Genomic DNA, 22,520 nt, shown 5'->3' with positions numbered 1-22,520 from the left:
GCAATTTGCCCTAGGAGACTAGGGCTTTTTTGCTTTCAGGTCTCTCACAATAATTAGGATATCGAGATGAATGATCAATTAAATGAAACATTACTCGGGTGGGTGAATACACTGAATGGACCTCTGTGGGACTTTTTGGTGATTTTCCTTGTTGCGGTCGGTTTGTTTTACACCCTAATTACGGGTGCAGTACAGGTTCGCTTATTTTTGCACAGCATCAAGGTCATGAAATCAAGCCGTAAGGAATGTGATGATGATCATGGCATTACACCTTTTCAGGCTTTTGTCACTGGGCTTGCAAGCCGTGTAGGTGTAGGTAATGTTGCGGGTGTTGCGATCGCAATTGCGATTGGTGGACCGGGTGCAGTATTTTGGATGTGGGTCACTGCATTTTTGGGTATGAGTTCGGCTTTTGTTGAGTCATCTCTCGCGCAGTTATTTAAGGTGCGCGACCAAGAAAATAAACAGTTCCGTGGTGGACCTGCCTACTATATTACCCAAGGCCTGAAACAAAAATGGTTGGGTGTAGTCTTTGCTGTTGCGCTTATTTCAACCTATGGTTTTGTGTTTAACGCAGTACAAGCCAATGCAATTACAGGTGCAACAGCACATGCATGGGGATGGGATAAAGCCAATCTAGCATTTGAACTCGGTGGCATTCATATTGTGGTGTCTTGGGTTGGACTAGGTCTAGTCTTGCTTACCGCAATGATTATCTTTGGTGGGATCAAACGTATTGCCAAAGTGGCAGAAAGTTTTGTGCCATTGATGGCTTTGTTGTATTTGGCTGTTGCTTTATATATCGCCGTAATTAATTACGCTATTTTACCTGATATCTTCCAGCTCATTTTCTCTAAAGCTTTTGAGTTTGAAGCTGCTGCTGGTGGTTTCTTCGGTGCGATGGTTTCTATGGCAATGATGATGGGGATTAAACGTGGTTTATTCTCTAATGAAGCAGGTATGGGTTCAGCACCGAATGCGGCAGCTGCATCGGATGTAAAGCACCCTGTAAACCAAGGTTTGGTACAAATGCTCGGTGTATTTGTGGATACCTTCGTGGTGTGTTCATGTACAGCGATTATTATTTTGGCCTCAGGACTTTATCATGATGCGGGCTTTGAAGGCGTAGCGCTCACCCAAATGGCTTTAGAGAGCCAAATTGGTTCTTGGGGTGATGACTTCCTTGCAACGATTTTGTTCATGTTTGCCTTTTCATCGGTCATTGGTAACTATGCCTATGCTGAAGGGAATGTGCAATTTATCAATAACAATGCCAAGGTGATGTTCGTCTTCCGTATCTTTGTTTTGATTATGGTATATCTCGGTTCAGTGATGAGCGTGCCTCTCATTTGGAACACTGCGGATTTGTTCATGGGTATCATGGCCACCATTAACTTGTTTGCCATTTTGTTATTAACACCATTCTTATTGATGCTGTTAAAAGACTATTTGGCACAGCTGAAACAAGGTGTGAAAGAGCCAGTGTTTAAATTGGATAACCATCCTAAATTTAAAGACAAAGTGAAATCAGACATTTGGTAATCTTTTAGCACATTAAAAAAGCCTCTACATTGATAGGGGCTTTTTTATGGCTATTTAACCGCTAAAGTAAAAGAACAGCTGATAGAGTGCAAAACTTAAAATCAGGCTTAGCCAAATCGGGAGTTTGGTTCGAAGCATTAAAATTACAGCGATTACAAAAACTAAGTCAGTCCAATGCTTGAAATAACTTTGTCCCATTTGTATCACTAAACACAGCAGTAAACTTACCACTGCCGCATTAATCCCAATCACGGCTTTTCGTATTGCAGCTTGCTGCATAAGCCAAGACCAATAGGGCAAGGCTGCAAAGATTAAAAAGAATGAGGGCAGAAAGATTGCTAAAGTGGCTAGAACCACATTCAGCCAAACAAACGGAGTTAAAGGCAGTAAAGCACCTAAGTAACTTGCGAAACTAAATAAGGGGCCGGGCATGAGTTGAGCCAGCGCATAACCCAAGTCAAATTGTTCGGCAGATAAAATATGGCTGGAGACGAAGTCCTGATGTAAAAGTGGCAAAATAATATGCCCACCACCAAAAACCAAAGATGCTGCTTGGTAAAAACTGAACAGGCTCTGTGAGAAGAGTGAAGAAGATGAATGCAACACCATAAAAACTACAAAAGGCAAAACAAAGGCAATTAGCCAAAGATAAGTCTGCTTTGCTTGGACTTTTGATTTTAAGCTGCTGTCTTGGAGCTTTGATGTCGAATCTGATGCGAAATAAATACCGACGAGAGCAGCAACAAAGATGACGATAACTTGGCTGAATGACCATGGCACAAAGTAAAGAAACAAGGTGCTAAGTAGCATCAGCACATATTGCCAGATAGTTTTGCAGAAACTTGTCAACATTTGCCAAAAGGCCCAGACCACCACAGCAAAAACGATCAACTGAATGCTATGTAGTGTCATCGCACTGAGTTGATTGAAATACTGCTGACCCAGTACCGCGAAACATGCCATGAGGAGCATAGACGGCAAAGTAAAACCGAGCCAAGCCGCGCACGCACCGCGGTAGCCTTGGAGTTGATAACCAATGGCAATACCCACTTGGCTGCTGGTCGGTCCTGGGAGCAATTGTGCGAGAGCAACCAACTGGGCATATTCAGCATCACTCAACCACCGAAGTTGTTGTACAAAATGTCGGTGAAAAAACACCAAATGAGCAGCAGGGCCACCAAAAGACAAGCAGCCCAATTTTAAAAAATGCAGAAAGATGCGAATGAGCTGCTGAGTGTGCATGTTGAATTATGCTGAAAAATTGAAACAGATTATAATAGAGAAATATGACGCTTTTACGAAAAACAACAGTACTTGGACTGCTGATTTTCATACACTATGCTGCTGGAAAACTTCGCTCTATCTCAACCTCGGTGAATCATGTTAAACATTAAACTTAGCCTTATGTCGTTTACATTGCTCGCTTTAGCAGGCTGTCAAAGCATGCCCAAAGTGGCTCAAGAAACGCCAAATCAGGCGTTTTTAGCCGAAACTGAGTCAGGGGAAGCTCAAGAGCGACTCAACCAGATCAATTTTAAACAGCTCAAAAAAGAACAGAACCGTCCAATTATTGCCTTGGTGTTGGGGAGTGGTGGTGCACGTGGTTATGCGCATATTGGCGCAATTCAAGTTTTAGAGCAGTCGGGGATTCGTCCCGACTTTATCGTGGGAACCAGTGCTGGCAGTATCGTCGGATCGCTGTATGCAAGTGGTAAAAATGCCAACCAAATTCGTGATATTGCGCTGAATATGAAAGCCAGTGATGTGCGCGATATTCGTTTGGACATGAAAGGTTTCTTTGATGGTCAAAAAGTTGAAGACTATGTCAATGATCAAGTAAGCGATGTTCCACTACAGCGCTTACCTATCCCGATGTATGTGGTGGCGACGCAGTTAAAAGAAGGTAAAAAAGTCGTCTTTAACTATGGCAATACTGGTCAAGCAGTTCGAGCATCGGTATCGATCCCGAGTATGTTTATTCCAACTAAGATTGGTACTGATGAATATGTAGATGGTGGTTTAGTCAGCCCCGTACCTGTTGATGTGGCACGCAAGTTAGGGGCAGATATTATTATCGCGGTCGATATCTTGGCACAGCCGATGTATACCGAAACCTCAAATGTTTGGGGGCTGTTTAACCAAAATATCAATATTATGCAAAAGAACCTTGCGCAAATTGAGCTGAAAAATGCAGATATTGTGATTCAGCCAGACTTGCGTGAGAAACTACATATTTTTGATGTCAGTGGACGTGAGTTGACCATGCAAGCTGGGGTCGATGCAACCGTTGCACAGTTAGGACAGATTCAAAAAGTTTTTGCGCAGAAAAATTATAAGCAAAAATTGAATATTCAAAATATCCAAGCGCGAACGCATTGATCTGGCGCTATGTAGAAATAAATGCTTGAATGGGCTTTTATACATCACTATAACTCGAAAAACAGTCAATCAGGCAAAAGCCATTTATATGCTGTGAAAATATCACAGCGACAATGTTTTTGAATAAATTAAAATTTAAAGAAGGCCTATAGATTCAAAAACTTAGTGTTCTTTATATATATTTTTTTGAATGATAGTCAAATCACTATAAATAATAATGATGGTTTTGTTACCAAATTTAGCGTTCAAAACCGATATAATAAATGTCACATATCCTATTATCTTACCAATTAGAGAACGCGATGTCCCCATTAGATCAAATTGCTGCGGCTGCGGATGACCAGTCTGAACTCACTATGTCGGTCTTAATGACACCTGATATGGCGAATTTTTCAGGAAATGTGCATGGTGGCACCATTTTGAAACTGTTAGACCAAGTGGCATATGCGTGTGCAAGTCGTTTTTCAGGAAGTTATGTGGTGACCTTATCGGTTGATAAAGTTAATTTTAAAGAGCCGATTCATGTGGGCGAGTTAGTGACTTTCTTGGCAAGCGTGAACCATGTCGGTCGTACTTCGATGGAAATAGGTATTCGTGTTGAAGCACAAAATATTCAAAAGCGTACCGTGCGCCATACTAATAGTTGTTACTTCACTATGGTTGCAGTAGATGAAAATGGTAAGCCAAAACAAATTCCTGCGTTGAATTTGGACAATGACTGGAAGCGTTGCCGTTTTGAAGCGGCAGAACAACGTAAGGTCGCGCGCTTACAAGAGAACCATCATCCTTCGTGCAGTATTTATAAAAAAACATCACATAGTTAAGTTGTTAAAAAAGGATCTCCTGTATAGGGGATCTTTTTTTATGTCTGACGTCGATGTTTTGAATAGAAGCTCATATGGGCAAACTACGCAAATTTGGCTTTCTGCACCTGTTGATCTCGAACTGCTATAGTCCATGTGCATAAATAAAAAGAAACCAAGATAGGATATATCTTGGTTTCAAGTGACGCTAAAAAGTTGTTGCGATCCAGCAGGAGAGTAAAGCCACTGGATCTCTCAACATTTGAATTATTTAGCGGCTTTTTCTTGATTCGGTTGCTCTGCTGATGCTTCCGAAGCTGGTGCATTTGCACTTAAGTCTGTAGTTTCAGCTGTTTCTTGGGTTGATACCACAACTTTGTCTTCTTGAGCTGGCGCTTGTTGAGGTGCAGCAAAAGTTGCAAAGCTCGCAGCTGTTAAAGATGTTGCAATAATTAAGTGAGAAAGTTTCATGGTTTTGGCATCCTTATATTTTATAGATAAAAATAGTTCAGACTGATCATCACATCAATTTGAACTGAGCTTCATCCTATAGCCTGAATATCTGCGATTCAATCGATGCAACAATGTGAAAAGCGCACATTACCTAAAACTACAGATGATGAAAAAATAGTAAGCTTTAAGTAACAAGTAGAAGTTTTTTGTGAATAGATTGAGATGAAATGAAGAATTAATGATCAATATGGATGTTTGAAAATTCACATAAACTCTACAAAGCATGCGAATTAAGTGCGAAACCCTAATTTCAGTACTGAGTAAAATGTAAGGAAGTTTGTCCAATAGGGGTATAAAAGAATGAAATGTTAGCCAATTGAATGCTGAGTGTTCGACGCCATGGATTTGAGATGAGAAAATTGGTGATTTAAATTAAGATGATGGCTTATTTTATTGTGCTGTTTTTATCATATTCCATGCTAGGTATAAAATTTTGAAACTGATATCGATGCCGCAGGCGGTTCATACGCATATTATTTCGGGCTTTCTTGGTGCAGGTAAAACCACTTTGCTCATGCATTTGTTAGGTCAGAAACCGGAACATGAAGTTTGGGCGGTACTGATGAATGAGTTTGGGCAAATTGGCGTAGATCAACAGCTCATGCCACAAACGGAAGGCTATGCGGTGAAAGAATTACTCGGTGGTTGTTTATGTTGTAGCAGCCAACTACCGATGCAAATAGCACTGTCTCGTTTGCTCTCAGAACAAAAGCCTGATCGGCTGTTTATTGAACCCACAGGCTTGGGACATCCAGCACAGTTACTAGAGCAACTGACCGAGCCTCATTGGCACTCGACACTGCACATGCGTGCGCCGATCACGGTGCTGGATGGTTCGCGTTTACATGATCATGCATGGACAGCACAAAATCTCTATCAGGATCAATTAAAAGCGGCGCAGATTGTGGTGGTTTCGCATCAAGCTCAAATGCAAAAAACAGATCAAGATGCTCTTGAAAAACTGCAAACCGAATATCAGCCTTATGCTCAGCAGTGGCTGATGGCAGAGCAGGGCAAGATTGAGCTTACGCAAATCGATTTTGAGTACATCGGAACAAAACGATTCAAGCAGCCTTTACTGAACGTTCAGCAACAGTTGAAAGCGACTCAACAAGATTTTCCCGAGATTAAACAGTTGCCGTATCACTATGTAGAAACAGCGCAAGGTTATAGTGTTGCAGGTTGGAAAATGCCGAAGCGTTGGGTTTTTAACTTTTACGATTTACTCGATTTACTTTGTGAACAGCAAGATTGGCGACGGATTAAAGGAATTTTCCATACCAATCAGGGGTGGAAGGCATTTAATTTCAATCCTGAACAATTTAACTATCAAGATGTCGAAGAAGGGATTGATAATCGAGTTGAATTGATTGTTCAAAACGAAAGAGATTGGATGGACTTTGAAAGCGCACTTTTTGAATGTCGCATAGAGCAATGACTTAAATTGTTTTAAGCAAAAAAAGCCGAAATCTTATATGCTAGTCGGCAAATTTGAGGATGGTATGTATGGCGCTTAAAGCTACAATTTATAAGGCAGATTTGAATATTGCCAATATGGATGTCCACCAATATGGGGACTATCAACTGACTTTGGCATTGCATCCTTCAGAAACCATTGAGCGTTTGATGGTGCGTTTGTTGGCATTTGCACGTTTTGCGGATGAAGCTTTAGAGTTTACCAAAGATTTATTTGAAACCAATGAGCCTGCGCTGTGGGAAAAAGACCTAACGGGTCAGTTGGTGAAATGGATTGAAGTGGGCAGCCCAGACGAAGATAAAGTGAAAAAAGCCAGTGCACGTTGTAAGCAAGTGGCTATTGTTACTTATGGCACAGCGGTCGATGAATGGTATAAGCGCAACAGTAAGTTGAAGACATTGAACAATGTTGAAATTTGGCAGTTGTCGACTGCAAGTACTGAAGCGGTTCAAGCCCTGTGTGAGCGGACCATGCAACTTCAGTTAAATGTAATGGATGGTGAGTGGACCTTAATTGGTGACAATGCTCAAGCCATTATTGAGTGGACGCAATTGCAATAAACAAGCAGTTTAACTAGATTTATTGATTGAACAGGTTGGAGCGAGAACATGAGCGCAGAATTAGAAATTATTGATTTGGTTGTCGGTGAAGGCAAAGAAGCAGTCAAAGGTGCTTTAATCACTACGCATTATACGGGCTGGTTAGAAGATGGAACCAAATTTGACTCATCTTTAGACCGCGGGAACTACTTTGAAACTGTGATTGGGACAGGCCGTGTCATTAAAGGTTGGGACCAAGGGATTATGGGCATGAAAGTGGGTGGTAAACGTAAACTCATCGTGCCATCACATTTGGCTTATGGTGAGCGTAAAATGGGCAATATTATTCCTGCCAATTCAAATTTGATTTTTGAAATTGAATTGTATGATGTAAAAACACGTGATTAATCAAAAATAGTGATAATTAAAAGAGTCAATTACAAGGATGTATTTGATTCATTTGTAAAAACACTTGGTTTTTAAGAAAAACATTTGTAGATTAATTATTAGGCAGAGCGTATTTAAGGGAAGAGTCGCTTTTGTATAGCTCATTGAGCAAACGGTCTTTGTTTGGGTTTGTTTTAAGCTGTTTGCTGGTTTTAAGTTTGATACCTTCGACGTGGGCACAATATGAAGCTGAGCCCACGCAGTATTATTTGCATCAAAAAAATGTCAATGACATTCAATTCACCGAACAAACCACCAGTTATTTAAAAGGTACATGGTCTTATTATGACCAAGAGCTGATTTCTCAGCCTAATCGTAAACTCCCTTCTAAAACTACCGAATTTCCAATTTCATTTCAAGAACTTACAGGCAGTAATACGGGTTATGGGACTTTTGTCGGTCATTTCAAAATTCCGGATGAATTTATTGGCCGAAGGCTAGCCATTCATATCCCCAATCAAAATTGTGCTTATCGGGTTTATCTCAATGGCGATTTTTTAGTTCGTTTAGGGGATGTCGCGGATAATGCGGGAGCACAGCAAACAGAAAATGCACCGCGGATTGCTTATTTTGTCCCTGACAGCCCCTATTTTACTTTAAGTATACAAGCCTCAAACTTTAACAATTTACGCGGCGGCCTTGAAAGCCCCATGCATATTGGCATTGCTAAAACGATTAATCGACATTATCAGCAACTGATGATGAGTATCGCCATGATCTGTGGCGTGGTGTTTGGTGTAGGAATGTTCACCACCATGTTCTCGATGTTCCGTGGTTCAGATGAACGGAATAGTAAAAGTATTTTTGTTTTTGGTATTTTTATTTTATTTCTTGCCTTACATAATCTTTTTACTGCGCCATATGCTTATACGACCTTCCTAGATATCAACTGGTTGTGGGGCATACGTTTAGAATATTTATTTATCTATTTAGCGGTCATGTTTTTTTTGAGCTATATGTATTTGCTCAATCAGTACTATTTACAGCGTTGGATTTATACCGTTTCCATGTTGGTTTTGACCTTGAATATCGTCATTACCTTGTTATCCGAGCAAGTTGTTTTTGAGCAGCTGGCTTTTTATAGCGCATTTTTCAGTATTGTTATTTTGCTTAATTTTGCCTATGGTTTTTACCTTACTTTAAAGACCAAACAAAAATATTCGAAAATCAATTTATACGCCGTGGTATTGCTGTGTATATCGGTCATTCATGACTTTTTACTAACGCTACATGTGATTGATTCGATTCATCTATCTTTTATCTCTACCAGTCTGTATGCACTTTTGGTGATGTTCCGACAATCACGTAACTATGCTTATCAGACTTACCATACCGAACGTTTAAATAATAATTTAATTGAATTGAATGATTCTTTAGAGCAAAAAGTGCAACAGCGCACCTCTCAATTACATGACTTAAATGAAAAACTCGAATATCAAATTCAAATTGATGCCTTAACAGGCGCCTATAATCGGCGTGCATTGAATCAAGAAATTCAGCAGCGCTTTATTGAAACACAACAAGATAGTCATGCAACTTTGGTTTTTGCCATGATGGATGTCGATTATTTCAAAAATTATAATGATTACTATGGGCACTTAAAGGGCGACGAAGTCCTGCAAAATCTGGTCAAAGTGATTGGTGCGGTACTGCCACATAATGCCTACTTAGCACGCTATGGTGGGGAAGAGTTTGCTATTGTTTTATATAATGTCCCAATTGTGATTATTAGCCAGATTATGCAAACCGTTTTAGATGCGGTGCGTAGTGCGCGCTTTGAGCATCATAACCGACTAGATGGCAAAGATTATGTGACTTTGAGTATGGGAGTGTCGTGGATGGATCATGAAACGAGTTATGCCAATATTCACGACCTTATGAAAGCGGCTGATTTAAAACTCTATCAAGCCAAAGAAGCGGGCCGTGATCAGATGAAAATGCCCAATGAATCCTATGAAAATGAGTGAATTTAGTTGAGTCATACCTCTGTTAATAAACCTTAGGATAAGAGTTTAACCATGGTCACCATTTTGGGATTTGGAATGTCTTGGACATGGATTTGAAAGCCATGTTTTTGATAAAAAGAGCATGCTGTTTGGGTGCTTTCTAAACTAATTTGGTGAATTTTTTTACGTTTAAGATGTTCAATAACGGTTTCTAATAAGGCTTTCCCAATACCGCGCTGTTGTTCAGCGGATGAAATATAATTGAGTAAAATACGACCTTGATCACTGACCATAATAAAACCTACTACGTGCTGATTGAGTACATAAACCCAGCTGTCGTTATAGTGCATCCACATAATCAGGTTGGATTGGGTTTTATTTTCTAGCCAAATTTGAATCGTACTTTCATGGCGATGGTGGTCTTTGATACATGATCGAATACTGTCGTGCACGACATTTAAAATTTCAGGAATGTCCTGAAGTTGGGCTGCCCGTATCATCTTTTCTTCTTAGAGCTATAGAAAGAGCTATTTCATGCTAGGGACTGTATTTATTAAATTGAATTACTGTTAGTACGGATGTAACTTTGTTGTTCAATCGCACTAAGTTAATTATTTTTTATAGTGATTTTGTGAGTGAAAAATCACATTTTGTGATGCCTTTCACGTTTGTGCGAATATGTGTTGAATCACTTGAATTGGTCTGAGAATCAACACCCAATTACAAGTCATCGAATTGAGCATTTGAGTTTATACGTAGTCTGTTTTAATTAATTTGGTGTTTATTTGAGCGATAATGCTGTATTTTAAAAGGGAATATTTGTTACGAGAGCAGAGCATGGCGACATTTTTACTGATGATTTGCATACTCATTGCTTTGGTTGCGGCATCTATTATTGTAATCAAAATTCAAAAAAAGCACCGCTTTCTGAAGCGACAAAAAAAAGCGGTTGAATCGGAAGCAGCATCTGTGCAAATGGCAACGCATACCAATATAGCACCTCAGGTTGAGCGTGTTATTGAAGTTGAGGCTTATGAACAAGAGCTGTTCGATGACGTGGCGACTTTATTTCTAGATCAAGCGATATTGCTCACGGTCGAAGAAGATGCAACGTTAATGCAAAGCACATTATTGGTCAAAATGCCTGCGAAAACCCAGACACAAATCCGCAAAATGGATTTAAATGAATGGTCTATTTTTTGGAGCTTTTATGATCAGTCGCTTGAATATTATGTAAGTCGTTATGGCATGTTTTATACGCATATTGACCGCAGTGGATGCGAGCATAAAAAAAGCTATCGTACTCGGGATTGATCTATTGCTTAAGCCTCCACAGCGTCCATCACAGCTATGGATAACTGCTTAAGAATTCTTTCTGCAACATGAGTTAGATAGAAGTCATCCTGTTTTAAGCGTGTCATTAAGATTGCCCCCTCATAATCGGCAACACTGATTTTGGCCAGTACCTCAGCTTGAGCAATAGGCATGACTTGCTGAAAGTAGTGTAACAACGCCAACTCCCAATCTTGGAAAATCGATTGAATTTTGAGATGAATTTGTTCGGATAAATGTGGGACTTCCAAAGACAGCATCCCGACTAAACAGCCTTGAACACCCGCACTAAAAAAGTTGACCGCTTGCTGGTGCAAGTGTTCAAAGCGAACGCAATACTCTAAGTGCGTATCACACAAAATGCTGAACAGTTTATGGTTTAAGTATTGCTGGCTGACTTGCAAAATATCTAAAACCAAAGCTTCTTTATTGGGATAATAATAATAAAATGCTGCTTTACTGAGCCCACAAGACTTTGCCAGTAAATCCATACTGGTGCCTGCATAACCATGGGTTTTAAATGTTTGCATGCAGTGCAACTGGATTTGTTCTTTACTCAGTTTTTGTGGGCGCATAGAGCTTTAACGTTCCGTAGTGGTTGGTGATGATAAATAGCCATCGAAAGTGTTCAGCATATCGTCCCAGATGGCTTCGGCCCCTTGGCGGAAATATCCCATGTGTCCAATTTCTTTTAAGCCATAGTCATTGGCTTCAATATTGAGATAATGCATGTTCGCATGCCGATAATGCTGCATAAATGCATGCCTTGAGTTCGGTAAAGCCCAGTCATCATCCAGTGCTGAAACAGCATAGATTGGAGTTTTGACCTGTGCATACTGTTCCAGTAAGTGTTGCTGCTCTGGATCTGCAAAAAAGTAGGTCGGATTTTTACACCATTTTCGCCACTGTGTGTAGACATCCACAGGTAAATCGGTACCCATTTTCAGCAGGCTCCAAGGCAGATAGCCCTTTAGTGCAACCATCGGCGGGAAAATAATATTCCACATCACATGCACTTTCATTTTCTCCCGAAACGGCATATAGCCATGCCAGCCTGCACCCGTGCCAAAGCAATACATCGCAGTGACTTGGTCATGGTTGTGGGTTAAACCGAGTGCTTGGCCTCCATAAGAGTGTCCAACCACAAAAATAGGTTTGCCATCTTTGCGGATAGAGTCAATAGCAGCCGACAAGTCTAGCTGTCCCCAGTCCAAATAGGACATGCCGAAACCTTTGAGTTGCTTCGGTGCAGAAAGCCCCACACCACGATAATCAAAAGTTAGGACTTGATAACCTAGAGCTACTGCATACTCGGCAAAGCGGCGATAAAACTGCTGTGGTACACCTGTTGCACTGGCAACAATAATGTTGGCTTTGATCGGCTCAGATGAACGATAACGTGTACCAACGAGTACATAACCATCGGTTGCTGAAAATTTTACAGTTTGTTTCTCAATTTGGGTCGAATCTAAATGGGCGGTGGCTTGCATCATCGTTTCTTCTTTTTGTTAAATACTAAAGTCGGTTCCAGACTTTTAAGTTTTATTGCCCTTGCTTTACTGTCCCTTAAACTGAGCAGGGCGGCGTTGTAGCATTGCCATGACACCTTCTTGGACATCTTGGGTTTTGAGTAGTGGGCTGAGGTGCTCTTGTAAATGTGCAAAGGCATAGTCTGCGCCGTGCTGTACGGCTTGTTGTGCAGAAGCCAGTGTAGCTTGAACGGCGAGTGGTGCTGCTTGTGCAATCGATTCTGCAAGGGCCAATGCTCGCTCTAATGTAGTGTTTGGCGAGGACGTTTCTACGACCTCGGTAATTAAATTAAGATCGAGAGCTACTTGCGCATTGAAGCTGTCACCTGTGAGTAGATAGCGCATGGCTTTGTTCCAACCTGCGGCTTGTACAAAGCGAACCGTTGCACCGCCAAAAGGTAAAATGCCGCGTTGCACTTCCATTTGGGCAAATTGTGTATTGGCATCCGCAATCACCACATCGGCATTGAGCATCAGTTCAATTCCAGCGGTGAAGCAAAAGCCTTGGACTGCCACAACCACGGGTTTGGTGCGGGGTCTGGAGTTGGTGCCCCAAGGGTTAATTTGTGACACGGGAAAGTCGAAAACGCCTGCAGTGAGTTTGGGTTGCAACTCAACCAAATCAAGCCCAGCAGTAAAGTGTTCTCCGTGCGCAAAAATTACAGCACAGCGCAGTGAAGGATCATCCTCATATTCGGTAAGGGCCAGTGATAAGTCATGAATCATATGACTATCAAAAGCATTACGCTTGGCTGCGCGGTCTAAACCAATTAAAAATAACGAACCGCGAACTTCGCGACTGACACGACCTTGTTGTTCTGACATTTTGATTATTCCTGCATCGTTTTATAAGTTTTTAAACGATTGTTAGAAAACTGTCAAAACTTATGCGTATGCATTCTGTGACTCGACAGTTTGCTCAGATTCCCCGAAAAAAGAGCGGCGTTTAGATTGAGCCGAATTGTCTTGCCTTTATTGAGTTTTTTTTCATAATAGCAGCACTTCTTTGAATACCAGTTGAACCATGTCTAGCCTTGAAATATTTGCAGTCATCATTAGCTTAATCGGGGTGACGTTGACCATTAAGCGCAATATGTGGTGTTGGTGGTTTAACTTCGCTGCTTTCTTCTTATATGGCTATTTGTTTTATACCTATAAGCTATATGGCGAAACCATTTTGCAGTTTTTCTTTGTAGTGGTGAACTTTTACGGTTTTTATCACTGGCTCAAAGGTAAACAACAAGATCATGATATTCGGATTGAACCGATTACAGCTCGGCAAGTGATTTTGCAAATACTGCTTGCCGCTGCGGCTGGTGCAGTATTTGGTTTGAGCTTAAAGTATTTGACCGATGCAGCTGTACCGCTATTGGATGCGCAGCTCGCAGCGTTTAGTCTGTTGGCGACTTATTGGACCAGTCGTAAACATATTGCGACATGGGTGCTGTGGGTATTTGTCGATATTGTTTATGTCGGTATGTTTATCTATAAAGATTTGTTCCTAACCGCGGCTTTATATGCAGGCTTTGTTGGCTTGGCGGCTTTTGGCTGGTGGCAATGGACTCAGGTACGACATAAACAACAGCTAAAAAGTGTATAGGCTGGGTATGTTGATTGATTTTAAACACGCACAATTGGCTCAATTTGAGTCGGTCATTGAGCGGTTAAAGGGAAGTCCACAGCAATATTTGGACTTTGCTTCGGTTGCGGATTTTTATCAGGCCACTTGGCTGGATGACTTACCCAGCAGTGCAAGTTGGGCGGTTACAGGACTGGATGATGGGGCCGAGCATTTTGATATTCGCTTGGCCTGTTTTGAGCGCGTGGTTTTTATTCATATTGCAGATGATATTGTCATACAGAATGGCGCACATTGAAATCTAGATCACGGTATAGTCGGTGCTGGAACATCGTCTATATTTGACCTTTCTACAGGATGACGAGATCCAGTTTTCAGTCCTGATCAGGGCATGGATGTTTACAAAAACAAAAAATAAAGGATTTAATATTATGGCACATCAGTTTGTAGTCAATGCCACCATCAAAGGTGTTTCATTGGATGACTTCCGTCGACTCGCAGCCGATATTAGCTTACATGAAAATGTTTGTCGTCGTATTCCCGGTGAGAAGTTGGAAATTTTGGAGTCGAATAAAGTCGGCGATATTTATACCCTCAAGCGCGCGTATAATTTGGATGTCAATATTCCTGATATTGCGAAGAAATTTCTAAAAGATGCCTTTCGCTTACAACGTACCGACGTCAGCAATTTAGTTGTATTGAGCTCGGAAGTCCGTTTAGACCCCAACTTACCTTTAGAAGCCGTGTGCCAACGTAGTGTATCGGGTAATGATGAGCAGATTCACTTTCAACTGGAATGGACGGTAAAAGTGAAAGTGCCATTAATTGGCGGTATGTTAGAAAAACATGCTGAAGGTGAAATCCGTAAGTTTAGCCAAATCGAGCTGGATATTGTGGAAGATGAACTGCGTCAAAATCTGCATGCAGAAACTTTAAGCTAAAGGCTTTGACCTCATGTTTTCAAAGTAGCTTGCATAAAAAGAAACCCTTCGATTGAAGGGTTTCTTTTTATGGCTTGGTTTCAAACTGAGTTCGATAAACCAAAGCTGTGAAGAAGCAAACCAAACAGACCAGCCAAATATAATACATCGCGCCAATGTTGCTATAGAGACTGAGCCATTGAACCAAAGGCAGTGTGATGCCTCCTGCAATGGCATAGGCGACATTGTAGGAAAACGAAATGCCCGAAAAGCGGATCGGAGCAGGGAACATTTTGACCATGCTATAGGACACAAGCCCTACCGTGCCTGAAAAGAATCCCAAAAGCATATACAGTGCAAACACAGTAGTTGGACTGACCGCACCTAAACTGTGATAGAAAATGGTTGCGATAGCGGCGACACCGAGCGAGCCAAAAATCAAGACCTTGGCTGCACCAAAACGATCAGCCAATATTCCAGCGAGTATGCATCCCAGCATTTGCATGATGATCGCAGCACTTTGCATTTGAAAAGCATCGCTACGTTCAAATCCAAAGGCACCTGTCAGTAAGTTTGGCATGGCTAAAATCAGTACCACCACACAAGCAGTTAAGAACCAAGTCAAGAGCATACCAATCACCACGGCGGTTTTATGACGGGCTAAGACTTGTTTCACCGGCATTTCTTTAGAAAGCTCTTTACGTGCTTGCATGGCTTTGAATACTGGGGTTTCTTTCAAATAACTGCGTAAATACAAGGCCACTAAGCCAAAAATACCGCCCACAATAAAGGGAATGCGCCATGCCCAATCATGTATAGCTGCTTCACTAAACTGAAGAGAAATGAATAGTGACATTAAAGCACCGAGCAAGATGCCGAGTGACAAACCAGCCGTAAGTAAGCCATTGGCAAAACCAATTTTTTCAGAGGGGACATGCTCAGAAACAAAGGTCCAAGCCGCTGGAATTTCTCCACCAATTGCAATGCCTTGTATTACCCGCATAAGGAGCAAAAGCAGCGGCGCAGCATAACCGATCGTTTCAAAGGTCGGCATAACCCCGATCATGAGGGTAGGTAAAGCCATGAGCAAAATAGACAAACTAAAGAGTCGCTTACGACCAATGAGGTCGCCAAAGTGCGCCATGACTACACCGCCAAGTGGACGGAAGAAGTAACCTGCGGCAAAAATACCATAAGTATTCAGCATGGCCCAAAACGGACTGAGCCCTGCGGGAAAGAACAACTCAGAAATAATTTTGGCGTAAAAAACATAAATAACAAAGTCATAGAACTCAAGTGCACCACCGAGTGATGACAGCCCAAGGGTACGTTTGTCTTCTCTGGTCAAACGTGGTGTTGCATCCATGCGTATATTTCCAAAGCTGAATAAAGGTTTATATTTGATTTTAAAGAAGTCTTTTTTGAATGAATAATCAATCTTTCTTTACTGGGGCTGAACTAAAAATTATACATGAATCAATATCGTTGATTTGACAGTCAACGTAAATATATAACGCAGGCGAGATAAAAAGCTTATGATATAAAAAAGAATAAATAGGTATAAAAATGAGGATTTGTGTATGAGTGTGATTTTACCTGTTGCACAACGTGGTGAAGATATTTTAAGACTCAAAGCTGCTCGCGTCGCAGATGCAGAATTTAATAGTGACTGGCTCATGCAGTTGGCTTCTGCCATGATTGCGACCATGTTAGAGCGGAGCGGTGTAGGCATTGCTGCACCACAAGTCTATATTTCAAAGCGGGTCATTATTGTGGCTTCACGGCCAAATTTACGCTATCCCGATGCACCTGAAATGGACGCCGTGGTGATGGTCAATCCTGAAATTTTAGAGTTTTCGCAAGCAACGACCTTAGGTGAAGAAGGCTGTTTAAGTGTGCCGAATGAACGCGGTCAGGTACAGCGTGCGCAAAGTATTAAGGTGCTGTATCACACTTTGACAGGTGAGGTAATGGAAAGCACTTTTGAAGGTTTTCCTGCACGAATAGTGCAGCATGAAATCGATCATCTCAATGGTATTTTATTTGTCGATCGTCTGAGTGCTTAGGTGCGAGTATCGTTCTATTCATCTTTATATTTAAACTGTTGCGGGGTCTGTCCTAAATGACGTTTAAACATGGTACTAAATGCACTCGGATTGCTATAACCAAGAGATCTTGCAATCTGCGCGACAGATTCACCATTGGCAATTTTACTTAAGGCATGGGCAATATGCATTTGCTGAACCCATGCGCGATAAGACAGCCCCGTTTCCTTTTGGAACATGCGCATCAAGGTTCTGGAACTGGTGCCAATTTCATCTGCCCATGTGCTTAAATCTTTTAACTGATCGGGCGTACTTAACAGCGCTTGGCAAATATTCATTAAGCGTCGATCTTGCGGCCATGGAATCTGAATCGGCAACAGATTGGCTTTATGAATTTCATCAAAAATTAAAATTTGTAAAGATCGTGACAGTTCATCAGAGCTGATCAGTTCGGAGGGTGGAATGTGTTCAATCGCATTGAGCCGAATGAGCAGTTCATGCAATAACTTACTGACCCGAATAATAAAACAATGTTGCCCCAGCAGTGCAGCTGCATCGGCTTGAACCAATGCGGTATTGAGCTTAACTCGACTTAATGAAATCACACTGTGTTCAACATGGGTCGGAATCCATAGTGCGCACATCGGCGGCACGATCCAAACGTGGTTTGGGGTGAACACTTGAATCATCCCTGTCGAAGCATACAGAAACTGTGCCCGCGAATGGGTATGCGCAGGGGTAATCTCTCGATAGGTATGCTCAGAAGAAAGCCCAATCACCAATTCGGACATTTCGGTTTGAATCAGAGAGTTTGGCATGTGTAGTTTAAAATTGTCAGTTATACAATGATTATTGGAAGATAGTCTTATGAATGACATTTTACAATCAATGCCTGATGAAAAATACATGGAGTTTGCGAGGTATGTCGTCTTCAATTCAAATAAAAGAGGGTATGGGCGAAGCTACGATCAATGAGCAGCCGCAAGGCATGATCATAAAAGTGGTGGGGGCTGTGGCTATTGCACATCTGCTCAATGACTTGATTCAAGCTGTTTTGCCAGCCATTTACCCGATGCTGAAAACCAATTTCTCGCTCAGCTTTGCACAAGTCGGACTGATTTCATTGGTGTATCAAATTACGGCATCGCTACTGCAACCTTGGATTGGACTCTATACCGATAAACATCCGAAACCTTATCTGCTCCCACTCGGTATGGTGGTGACTTTTAGTGGCATTTTACTGTTGGCCTTTTCACCGAATTTTATTGTACTGCTCATGGCCTCGGCATTAATTGGTGTAGGGTCTTCGACCTTTCACCCTGAAGCCTCACGTGTAGCACGTATGGCTTCGGGTGGGCGCTTTGGTACAGCACAATCGACCTTTCAGGTCGGTGGCAATACAGGTACAGCCATTGGGCCTTTATTGGCCGCGCTGATTATTGTGCCTTTCGGACAGCACGCCGTGGCATGGTTGATTGTATTTGCTTTACTTGCGATTTGGGTGTTGTTCGGTGTCAGCCGTTGGAGCATCAGTCACAGTAAAAAACAATTGGCTGCCAAAGCGCATCAAGTGCAAAGCAAACTGCATGGGCGTCAACTCGTCATCGCGCTGTCGACCATTTGCGTGTTGATGTTTGCCAAATTTACTTACATCGCCAGCATCAGTAACTATTTCACTTTTTATTTAATGCACAAGTTTCACCTCAGTTTGCAAAGTGCGCAGTTACATCTCTTTGCCTTTTTGGCTGCTGTGGCTCTGGGTACATTTGCAGGTGGGCCGATTGGAGACAGAATTGGGCGTAAAGCGGTGATTTGGGTGTCTTTTGTTGGCATGGCACCGTTTGCGTTGATGATGCCGCATGCCAATCTATTTTGGACGACTGTACTGTCGATTATCACAGGTTTAGTACTGTCCTCTGCCTTTGCAGCCATGGTGGTTTATGCACAAGAAGCCGTTCCGGGACGAGTGGGCATGATTGCAGGTTTGATGTTCGGTTTAATGTTCGGTGTGAGTGGCATCGCCGCAGCAGGTTTAGGATATTTAGCCGATGTCAAAGGCATTGAATGGGTGTTTGGTGTGTGTTCGTTATTGCCTTTACTCGGTTTGGCGACCTTCTTTTTACCGAAGACTCAAGCAAACTAACGGAATACGGCTGACCTTCAGTCTTAATCGCGCTATCTTATCAAACGAAGATGGCGCGATTGCATTTCGGCTTGATGATTATGATCGGTAATAACGGCATTGAATGTATGTACTTTGACTTTGGAGTATTGAAGCGATGACGGATCTGAATGGTGTACTCAAGTTTTCATTCGGCCTAGATCAGCTGGCATTTGAAATGGATGGACAGCATATCCAGCTAGATCAAGGTTTAAGCTTTATACAGTCAAACAGTATGCGCCATGGGTTGTTGGATGAGCTTGCGATTGAGTCGATGATTTATGTGATTGAAGAAATATTAGAATCGGTTCCCGTCCAGTATGCCCAATCCAAAAGTGCAATCAGTACGGATGCTTTATTTCAGCAAGTTTTGACTTTATTTTTCCCAAATCAGCACAGTATAAGTCGTGTACAGCTTGAAAGTGGCTTTAATGCATTTCTTGAGTGTCGGGAATATTATTTGGCGAAGGTGACCAAACAAGGGCTATTCAGTCTGGTTTACTTTATATTTCTACGCGAGATGATGCATCACTGGAATGTGGTCGACATAAAGTTCGTCGAGTCGCTTGAAACGGCTAAGTCGCTTTAAAAACGTAAACAATACGGAATGACAGACAGTAAAATACCAATGCTACTAAGCAAAACATTGCTTTCAATAAAATAAGGAAAAACCATTAAAACCAGACCTGCAACAAAGGGCACGGTCATTTTTTGCTTTTTCCATAGAAAAAATAGCCTAAACCAATTGAGCTAAAGATCACACCGAGGAAAAGTTGGTTTGCGTTCATGATGATGTTTCGTGCATTGTTATTCTCTGGCAGTATTATGCCAAGGTTATTATAAGAAGATATGAAAATTAAGAGTGCCGTGATGCAACCTTATAACAAATACTTAAAACTTCCATCTCGTGATTTACGTAATAGTATGACTGATGCTGAACAACTGTTATGGCAGAGATTAAGACGTAAACAGATTTTAGGGCTGCAGTTTTATAGACAGAAGCCGATTCTAAATTTTATCGTCGATTTTTATTGTCCTGCAGCGAATTTAATTATCGAATGTGATGGTGGGCAGCATTACACCGAAGATGGTCGTTCGGCTGACCAAATTCGGGATCAAGCTTTAAGTGAATTAGGGCTTGTGGTGGTGAGGTATAGTAACAGGCAGATTTTGACTGAGATTGATGGGGTGGTGGAGCAGATTTATTGTGTTGTTGAGCAAAGGTTAGAACTTATTAAATTAGAATCCCCCTAAATCCCCCTTTGAGAAAGGGGGACTTCTCGCAAATTTGATGGTGGTATTTTTTCGCGGAGTTCCTCCCTTTTTTAAAGGGAGGTTAGGAGGGATTATTTTAAGGTTATTGTTGGGATTGAATCTTCAAGATCTGCTAATTCATTCCAGCAAATAGCGCCATTTGGTAAAGTCGTATTGTTAATTTCTAAAATTCCATCCAAAAGTTGTTTAATCGTAGCGTATTTAATTTCACATTCTTTAATATTGTTTATACAGTTTTCAGGTTTATCTGATTCTACTGTCTCTGCAAAATATGCTGATTCAAAGTTTATGAGTGATGCTATTACGCGTGATTTATTTGTCATTTGAGCTTTTATTTTATTGTTGTTAGTCCATGCAGGATTTGTGATAGTAATTGTGTCATAAACTTTATGTTTATCTGAACTTAAGTCTTTATTTATTCTCTTACTTAGACATTGTTGTGTATCAGTGTCGTGAAGTACGTAATATTTGTTTTTAAAGTGATTTAATACTTTCATCATTGATGCAACAGTAACTTTTCCTCTTGCTCTAATTATATTTAAATCATGGTAGTGTTCATTGCTTAATGATTCTTTTTCACGGATATAATTAAATGCCGAGTATTCAGTGTCACCCTCTACAATGAGAATTTTTCCACCAAAAAATGCTTGTGAAATATGTGAGTCGAATAAATTCATTAATTTTAAATTTTCTTTATCGTCAGCATCTAGCTGTACGTTTTCAGGTCTATAAAGTGTTGAAGCTTCAATGTCATTATTAAGACTTTTTTCTACCCTAATAACAGTTGTGTGATCTTTACTTAAATCAATAAAATTCGGTGAATGTGTGGCAATCATTATTTGCCAATTATTATTTTCTGGTAATGAATATAAAACATCACGGGCGTTAGCGATAGCCAAAGGATGTAAACTTACTTCAGGTTCATCAAGAAGTAAGATGTGTGAAGTATTGGAGCCTAAATTTTCATGCTGAGATTTTGCATTTTTTGCAGTTGTATTTTTAGCTTTGATGCCTTTATCAGCTAGAAGTTTTAAAATGGTCCATAAGGCGGTTCGTCGACTACCACTTCCTTGTTTTTCCAAAGGGAATTTTTCTCCATTTATCGTCCCCATATGAACATCAAATTCATCACCAAGTAAAGTTATTTCTATTGGAGTATTTATTTCAGGTGAAGAGATTTTAAGCTCATGATTTGGAAAAATTTTTCCAATTATTTCATTTGCAGAGGTTTCAAGTTCTTCAATATTTTGTATTTGTTGACTTTTTGTAGTTTTTCTTAGGGTATCTAATGACTCAATAATGGTCTCATAGATTGTTTTATCATCTTCATCTGAGCTTTTATGCGTTTTAATTGCCTCATCTAATAAATTTTTTAGTAGAGATTTAATAGCTCTTGCTTGAATTTCAGGTTCATCAAAAGTACTAACTCGGTGTGGTTTGGGTCTTCTAGCTTTTGCTACACTATTGACTCCCCAAGGCATTTTTTCAGCATCAGTTTGTATAGCAAATCTTTGTTCATGTATATTGAATCCAACTCGTATAGGTTCTTTCTTTGTACCCGCCCATGTCCATTTTTCTTTAACTAGAAAAGTTCCATCATCTAATGGTAAACACCATTCATTACCAGGTTTTGTATCATTTGTCGTAATTGAGTGTACTTCGATTTCAGGTAAACAATCTGGAGAAACTTGATTATTATGAAAGTCAGACTCTTCTAATTGTAAATTGTCTGTAACAACCTCAAAGGCTCTTAAAATTGTACTCTTACCAGCATTATTTGCTCCAACTAAAATTACAATTTTATCAATTTCTAATTCAATGGAATTTGACCCAATACAACCAAAGTTTTTAATGATTAATTTTTTAATCTTTGGAATAGACATATTTCCCCATGCTCAAAGCAATTTAGGGGGTGTTGACACTTTTAGCTTAAAAAAATAGCGAAGTAGTAAAATCAAATCGCCAAACCCAATTTTACTATTCGCTATGCCTCGTACCATGCTGACAGATCAACACTGGCAAAAGTTGAAAGT

At 40.8% G+C, this 22,520-nt stretch carries 24 protein-coding genes and 1 pseudogene; 15 read left to right on the top strand and 10 right to left on the bottom strand.

Annotated features, from left to right (window positions below; all coding sequences use genetic code 11):
* Positions 1–66 precede the first annotated feature (66 nt).
* The gene (locus tag HYI04_RS08830) at positions 67–1,542 is read left to right on the top strand and encodes a sodium:alanine symporter family protein (protein ID WP_078388425.1); all 1,476 of its coding nucleotides are present in this window, start codon (positions 67–69) and stop codon (positions 1,540–1,542) included.
* Between the two features lie 54 nt (positions 1,543–1,596).
* Here HYI04_RS08830 and chrA read toward each other — a convergent pair whose 3' ends face one another.
* Complete coding sequence (chrA, locus tag HYI04_RS08825) at positions 1,597–2,784, bottom strand: chromate efflux transporter (protein ID WP_062034325.1); 1,188 nt, start codon at positions 2,782–2,784, stop codon at positions 1,597–1,599.
* A 138-nt stretch (positions 2,785–2,922) separates the two neighbouring features.
* Here chrA and HYI04_RS08820 point away from each other — a divergent pair, with 138 nt between their 5' ends.
* Both HYI04_RS08820 and HYI04_RS08815 read left to right on the top strand, forming a co-directional pair.
* Entirely contained in the window at positions 2,923–3,921 is a 999-nt protein-coding gene (locus HYI04_RS08820; protein ID WP_159153517.1) for a patatin-like phospholipase family protein, read from the top strand.
* 302 nt (positions 3,922–4,223) lie between these two features.
* Positions 4,224–4,745: an acyl-CoA thioesterase gene (locus HYI04_RS08815; protein WP_058869179.1), complete on the top strand. Its 522-nt coding sequence runs from the start codon at positions 4,224–4,226 to the stop codon at positions 4,743–4,745.
* A gap of 246 nt (positions 4,746–4,991) precedes the next feature.
* Here the strand turns inward: HYI04_RS08815 and HYI04_RS08810 are convergent, their stop codons facing one another.
* Complete coding sequence (locus tag HYI04_RS08810) at positions 4,992–5,195, bottom strand: hypothetical protein (protein WP_004694446.1); 204 nt, start codon at positions 5,193–5,195, stop codon at positions 4,992–4,994.
* A 475-nt stretch (positions 5,196–5,670) separates the two neighbouring features.
* On the opposite strand from HYI04_RS08810, the gene HYI04_RS08805 reads away from it, so the two are divergent.
* The 4 genes from HYI04_RS08805 (at position 5,671) to HYI04_RS08790 (ending at position 9,667) form a co-directional block, all read left to right on the top strand.
* Entirely contained in the window at positions 5,671–6,675 is a 1,005-nt protein-coding gene (locus tag HYI04_RS08805; RefSeq protein ID WP_216070665.1) for a GTP-binding protein, read from the top strand.
* Between the two features lie 68 nt (positions 6,676–6,743).
* Positions 6,744–7,274, top strand: a complete 531-nt coding sequence (locus tag HYI04_RS08800; RefSeq protein ID WP_087010480.1) for a YaeQ family protein — start codon at positions 6,744–6,746, stop codon at positions 7,272–7,274.
* 48 nt (positions 7,275–7,322) lie between these two features.
* Positions 7,323–7,661 (top strand): FKBP-type peptidyl-prolyl cis-trans isomerase, encoded by a 339-nt coding sequence (locus HYI04_RS08795; RefSeq protein ID WP_004981094.1) that lies wholly within the window; start codon positions 7,323–7,325, stop codon positions 7,659–7,661.
* A gap of 158 nt (positions 7,662–7,819) precedes the next feature.
* On the top strand, positions 7,820–9,667 hold the full coding sequence (locus tag HYI04_RS08790; RefSeq protein WP_372239165.1) for a diguanylate cyclase domain-containing protein: 1,848 nt from the start codon (positions 7,820–7,822) through the stop codon (positions 9,665–9,667).
* Positions 9,668–9,699: 32 nt separating this feature from the next.
* On the opposite strand, the gene HYI04_RS08785 is transcribed toward HYI04_RS08790, so the two are convergent.
* Positions 9,700–10,146, bottom strand: coding sequence for a GNAT family N-acetyltransferase (locus HYI04_RS08785; RefSeq protein ID WP_078388431.1), 447 nt, complete (start codon positions 10,144–10,146; stop codon positions 9,700–9,702).
* Between the two features lie 337 nt (positions 10,147–10,483).
* Between HYI04_RS08785 and HYI04_RS08780 the strand changes: the two genes are divergently transcribed.
* A complete protein-coding gene (locus HYI04_RS08780; protein ID WP_228276916.1) occupies positions 10,484–10,960 on the top strand; it encodes a hypothetical protein in 477 nt (158 codons plus the stop codon).
* Between the two features lie 8 nt (positions 10,961–10,968).
* On the opposite strand, the gene HYI04_RS08775 is transcribed toward HYI04_RS08780, so the two are convergent.
* The 3 genes from HYI04_RS08775 to HYI04_RS08765 all read right to left on the bottom strand — a co-directional run bounded on the left by HYI04_RS08775 (position 10,969) and on the right by HYI04_RS08765 (position 13,332).
* Positions 10,969–11,553 (bottom strand): TetR/AcrR family transcriptional regulator, encoded by a 585-nt coding sequence (locus tag HYI04_RS08775; protein ID WP_159153514.1) that lies wholly within the window; start codon positions 11,551–11,553, stop codon positions 10,969–10,971.
* A gap of 6 nt (positions 11,554–11,559) precedes the next feature.
* On the bottom strand, positions 11,560–12,468 hold the full coding sequence (locus tag HYI04_RS08770) for an alpha/beta fold hydrolase (protein ID WP_159153542.1): 909 nt from the start codon (positions 12,466–12,468) through the stop codon (positions 11,560–11,562).
* A gap of 66 nt (positions 12,469–12,534) precedes the next feature.
* Positions 12,535–13,332 (bottom strand): crotonase/enoyl-CoA hydratase family protein, encoded by a 798-nt coding sequence (locus HYI04_RS08765; protein ID WP_058952113.1) that lies wholly within the window; start codon positions 13,330–13,332, stop codon positions 12,535–12,537.
* A 199-nt stretch (positions 13,333–13,531) separates the two neighbouring features.
* Between HYI04_RS08765 and pnuC the strand changes: the two genes are divergently transcribed.
* The 3 genes from pnuC (at position 13,532) to HYI04_RS08750 (ending at position 15,027) form a co-directional block, all read left to right on the top strand.
* A complete protein-coding gene (pnuC, locus tag HYI04_RS08760; RefSeq protein ID WP_058952112.1) occupies positions 13,532–14,107 on the top strand; it encodes a nicotinamide riboside transporter PnuC in 576 nt (191 codons plus the stop codon).
* A 7-nt stretch (positions 14,108–14,114) separates the two neighbouring features.
* On the top strand, positions 14,115–14,384 hold the full coding sequence (locus HYI04_RS08755) for a hypothetical protein (protein WP_058952111.1): 270 nt from the start codon (positions 14,115–14,117) through the stop codon (positions 14,382–14,384).
* Positions 14,385–14,517: 133 nt separating this feature from the next.
* Positions 14,518–15,027, top strand: coding sequence for a DUF2505 family protein (locus HYI04_RS08750; protein ID WP_058869189.1), 510 nt, complete (start codon positions 14,518–14,520; stop codon positions 15,025–15,027).
* Between the two features lie 67 nt (positions 15,028–15,094).
* On the opposite strand, the gene HYI04_RS08745 is transcribed toward HYI04_RS08750, so the two are convergent.
* Positions 15,095–16,372, bottom strand: coding sequence for an MFS transporter (locus HYI04_RS08745; protein WP_094148896.1), 1,278 nt, complete (start codon positions 16,370–16,372; stop codon positions 15,095–15,097).
* 214 nt (positions 16,373–16,586) lie between these two features.
* On the opposite strand from HYI04_RS08745, the gene def reads away from it, so the two are divergent.
* Positions 16,587–17,072 (top strand): peptide deformylase, encoded by a 486-nt coding sequence (gene def, locus HYI04_RS08740; protein ID WP_004694417.1) that lies wholly within the window; start codon positions 16,587–16,589, stop codon positions 17,070–17,072.
* Positions 17,073–17,086: 14 nt separating this feature from the next.
* On the opposite strand, the gene HYI04_RS08735 is transcribed toward def, so the two are convergent.
* Complete coding sequence (locus HYI04_RS08735) at positions 17,087–17,869, bottom strand: helix-turn-helix domain-containing protein (protein ID WP_058952109.1); 783 nt, start codon at positions 17,867–17,869, stop codon at positions 17,087–17,089.
* 104 nt (positions 17,870–17,973) lie between these two features.
* On the opposite strand from HYI04_RS08735, the gene HYI04_RS08730 reads away from it, so the two are divergent.
* Positions 17,974–19,194 carry an MFS transporter gene (locus HYI04_RS08730; protein ID WP_058952108.1) on the top strand — a complete coding sequence of 407 codons (1,221 nt, stop codon included), beginning with the start codon at positions 17,974–17,976 and terminating at the stop codon, positions 19,192–19,194.
* A 136-nt stretch (positions 19,195–19,330) separates the two neighbouring features.
* Positions 19,331–19,801: a hypothetical protein gene (locus HYI04_RS08725; protein WP_058952107.1), complete on the top strand. Its 471-nt coding sequence runs from the start codon at positions 19,331–19,333 to the stop codon at positions 19,799–19,801.
* On the opposite strand, the pseudogene HYI04_RS16925 reads toward HYI04_RS08725, so the two are convergent.
* Positions 19,798–20,000, bottom strand: a pseudogene (locus HYI04_RS16925) (amino acid transport protein). The gene HYI04_RS08725 and the pseudogene HYI04_RS16925 overlap by 4 nt on opposite strands.
* Before the next feature lie 82 nt (positions 20,001–20,082).
* Here HYI04_RS16925 and HYI04_RS08720 point away from each other — a divergent pair.
* On the top strand, positions 20,083–20,466 hold the full coding sequence (locus HYI04_RS08720; RefSeq protein WP_058952528.1) for an endonuclease domain-containing protein: 384 nt from the start codon (positions 20,083–20,085) through the stop codon (positions 20,464–20,466).
* Positions 20,467–20,558: 92 nt separating this feature from the next.
* Here the strand turns inward: HYI04_RS08720 and HYI04_RS08715 are convergent, their stop codons facing one another.
* Complete coding sequence (locus tag HYI04_RS08715) at positions 20,559–22,370, bottom strand: ATP-dependent endonuclease (RefSeq protein ID WP_058952106.1); 1,812 nt, start codon at positions 22,368–22,370, stop codon at positions 20,559–20,561.
* Between the last annotated feature and the right edge of the window lie 150 nt (positions 22,371–22,520).

It is taken from the genome of Acinetobacter sp. SwsAc2 (assembly GCF_013391465.1).
GTDB classification, from domain to species: Bacteria; Pseudomonadota; Gammaproteobacteria; order Pseudomonadales; family Moraxellaceae; genus Acinetobacter; species Acinetobacter johnsonii.
This window is presented reverse-complemented; position numbering and strand designations above follow the sequence as displayed.

Excerpts from the sequence above, each read along its gene's own strand:
- HYI04_RS08830 (WP_078388425.1), top strand. The coding sequence starts at position 67 with ATGAATGATCAATTAAATGAAACATTACTCGGGTGGGTGAATACACTG.
- chrA (WP_062034325.1), bottom strand. The coding sequence starts at position 2,784 with ATGCACACTCAGCAGCTCATTCGCATCTTTCTGCATTTTTTAAAATTG.
- HYI04_RS08820 (WP_159153517.1), top strand. The coding sequence starts at position 2,923 with ATGTTAAACATTAAACTTAGCCTTATGTCGTTTACATTGCTCGCTTTA.
- HYI04_RS08815 (WP_058869179.1), top strand. The coding sequence starts at position 4,224 with ATGTCCCCATTAGATCAAATTGCTGCGGCTGCGGATGACCAGTCTGAA.
- HYI04_RS08810 (WP_004694446.1), bottom strand. The coding sequence starts at position 5,195 with ATGAAACTTTCTCACTTAATTATTGCAACATCTTTAACAGCTGCGAGC.
- HYI04_RS08800 (WP_087010480.1), top strand. The coding sequence starts at position 6,744 with ATGGCGCTTAAAGCTACAATTTATAAGGCAGATTTGAATATTGCCAAT.
- HYI04_RS08795 (WP_004981094.1), top strand. The coding sequence starts at position 7,323 with ATGAGCGCAGAATTAGAAATTATTGATTTGGTTGTCGGTGAAGGCAAA.
- HYI04_RS08785 (WP_078388431.1), bottom strand. The coding sequence starts at position 10,146 with ATGATACGGGCAGCCCAACTTCAGGACATTCCTGAAATTTTAAATGTC.
- HYI04_RS08780 (WP_228276916.1), top strand. The coding sequence starts at position 10,484 with ATGGCGACATTTTTACTGATGATTTGCATACTCATTGCTTTGGTTGCG.
- HYI04_RS08775 (WP_159153514.1), bottom strand. The coding sequence starts at position 11,553 with ATGCGCCCACAAAAACTGAGTAAAGAACAAATCCAGTTGCACTGCATG.
- HYI04_RS08770 (WP_159153542.1), bottom strand. The coding sequence starts at position 12,468 with ATGCAAGCCACCGCCCATTTAGATTCGACCCAAATTGAGAAACAAACT.
- HYI04_RS08765 (WP_058952113.1), bottom strand. The coding sequence starts at position 13,332 with ATGTCAGAACAACAAGGTCGTGTCAGTCGCGAAGTTCGCGGTTCGTTA.
- pnuC (WP_058952112.1), top strand. The coding sequence starts at position 13,532 with ATGTCTAGCCTTGAAATATTTGCAGTCATCATTAGCTTAATCGGGGTG.
- HYI04_RS08755 (WP_058952111.1), top strand. The coding sequence starts at position 14,115 with ATGTTGATTGATTTTAAACACGCACAATTGGCTCAATTTGAGTCGGTC.
- HYI04_RS08750 (WP_058869189.1), top strand. The coding sequence starts at position 14,518 with ATGGCACATCAGTTTGTAGTCAATGCCACCATCAAAGGTGTTTCATTG.
- HYI04_RS08745 (WP_094148896.1), bottom strand. The coding sequence starts at position 16,372 with ATGGATGCAACACCACGTTTGACCAGAGAAGACAAACGTACCCTTGGG.
- def (WP_004694417.1), top strand. The coding sequence starts at position 16,587 with ATGAGTGTGATTTTACCTGTTGCACAACGTGGTGAAGATATTTTAAGA.
- HYI04_RS08735 (WP_058952109.1), bottom strand. The coding sequence starts at position 17,869 with ATGCCAAACTCTCTGATTCAAACCGAAATGTCCGAATTGGTGATTGGG.
- HYI04_RS08730 (WP_058952108.1), top strand. The coding sequence starts at position 17,974 with ATGTCGTCTTCAATTCAAATAAAAGAGGGTATGGGCGAAGCTACGATC.
- HYI04_RS08725 (WP_058952107.1), top strand. The coding sequence starts at position 19,331 with ATGACGGATCTGAATGGTGTACTCAAGTTTTCATTCGGCCTAGATCAG.
- HYI04_RS08720 (WP_058952528.1), top strand. The coding sequence starts at position 20,083 with ATGCAACCTTATAACAAATACTTAAAACTTCCATCTCGTGATTTACGT.
- HYI04_RS08715 (WP_058952106.1), bottom strand. The coding sequence starts at position 22,370 with ATGTCTATTCCAAAGATTAAAAAATTAATCATTAAAAACTTTGGTTGT.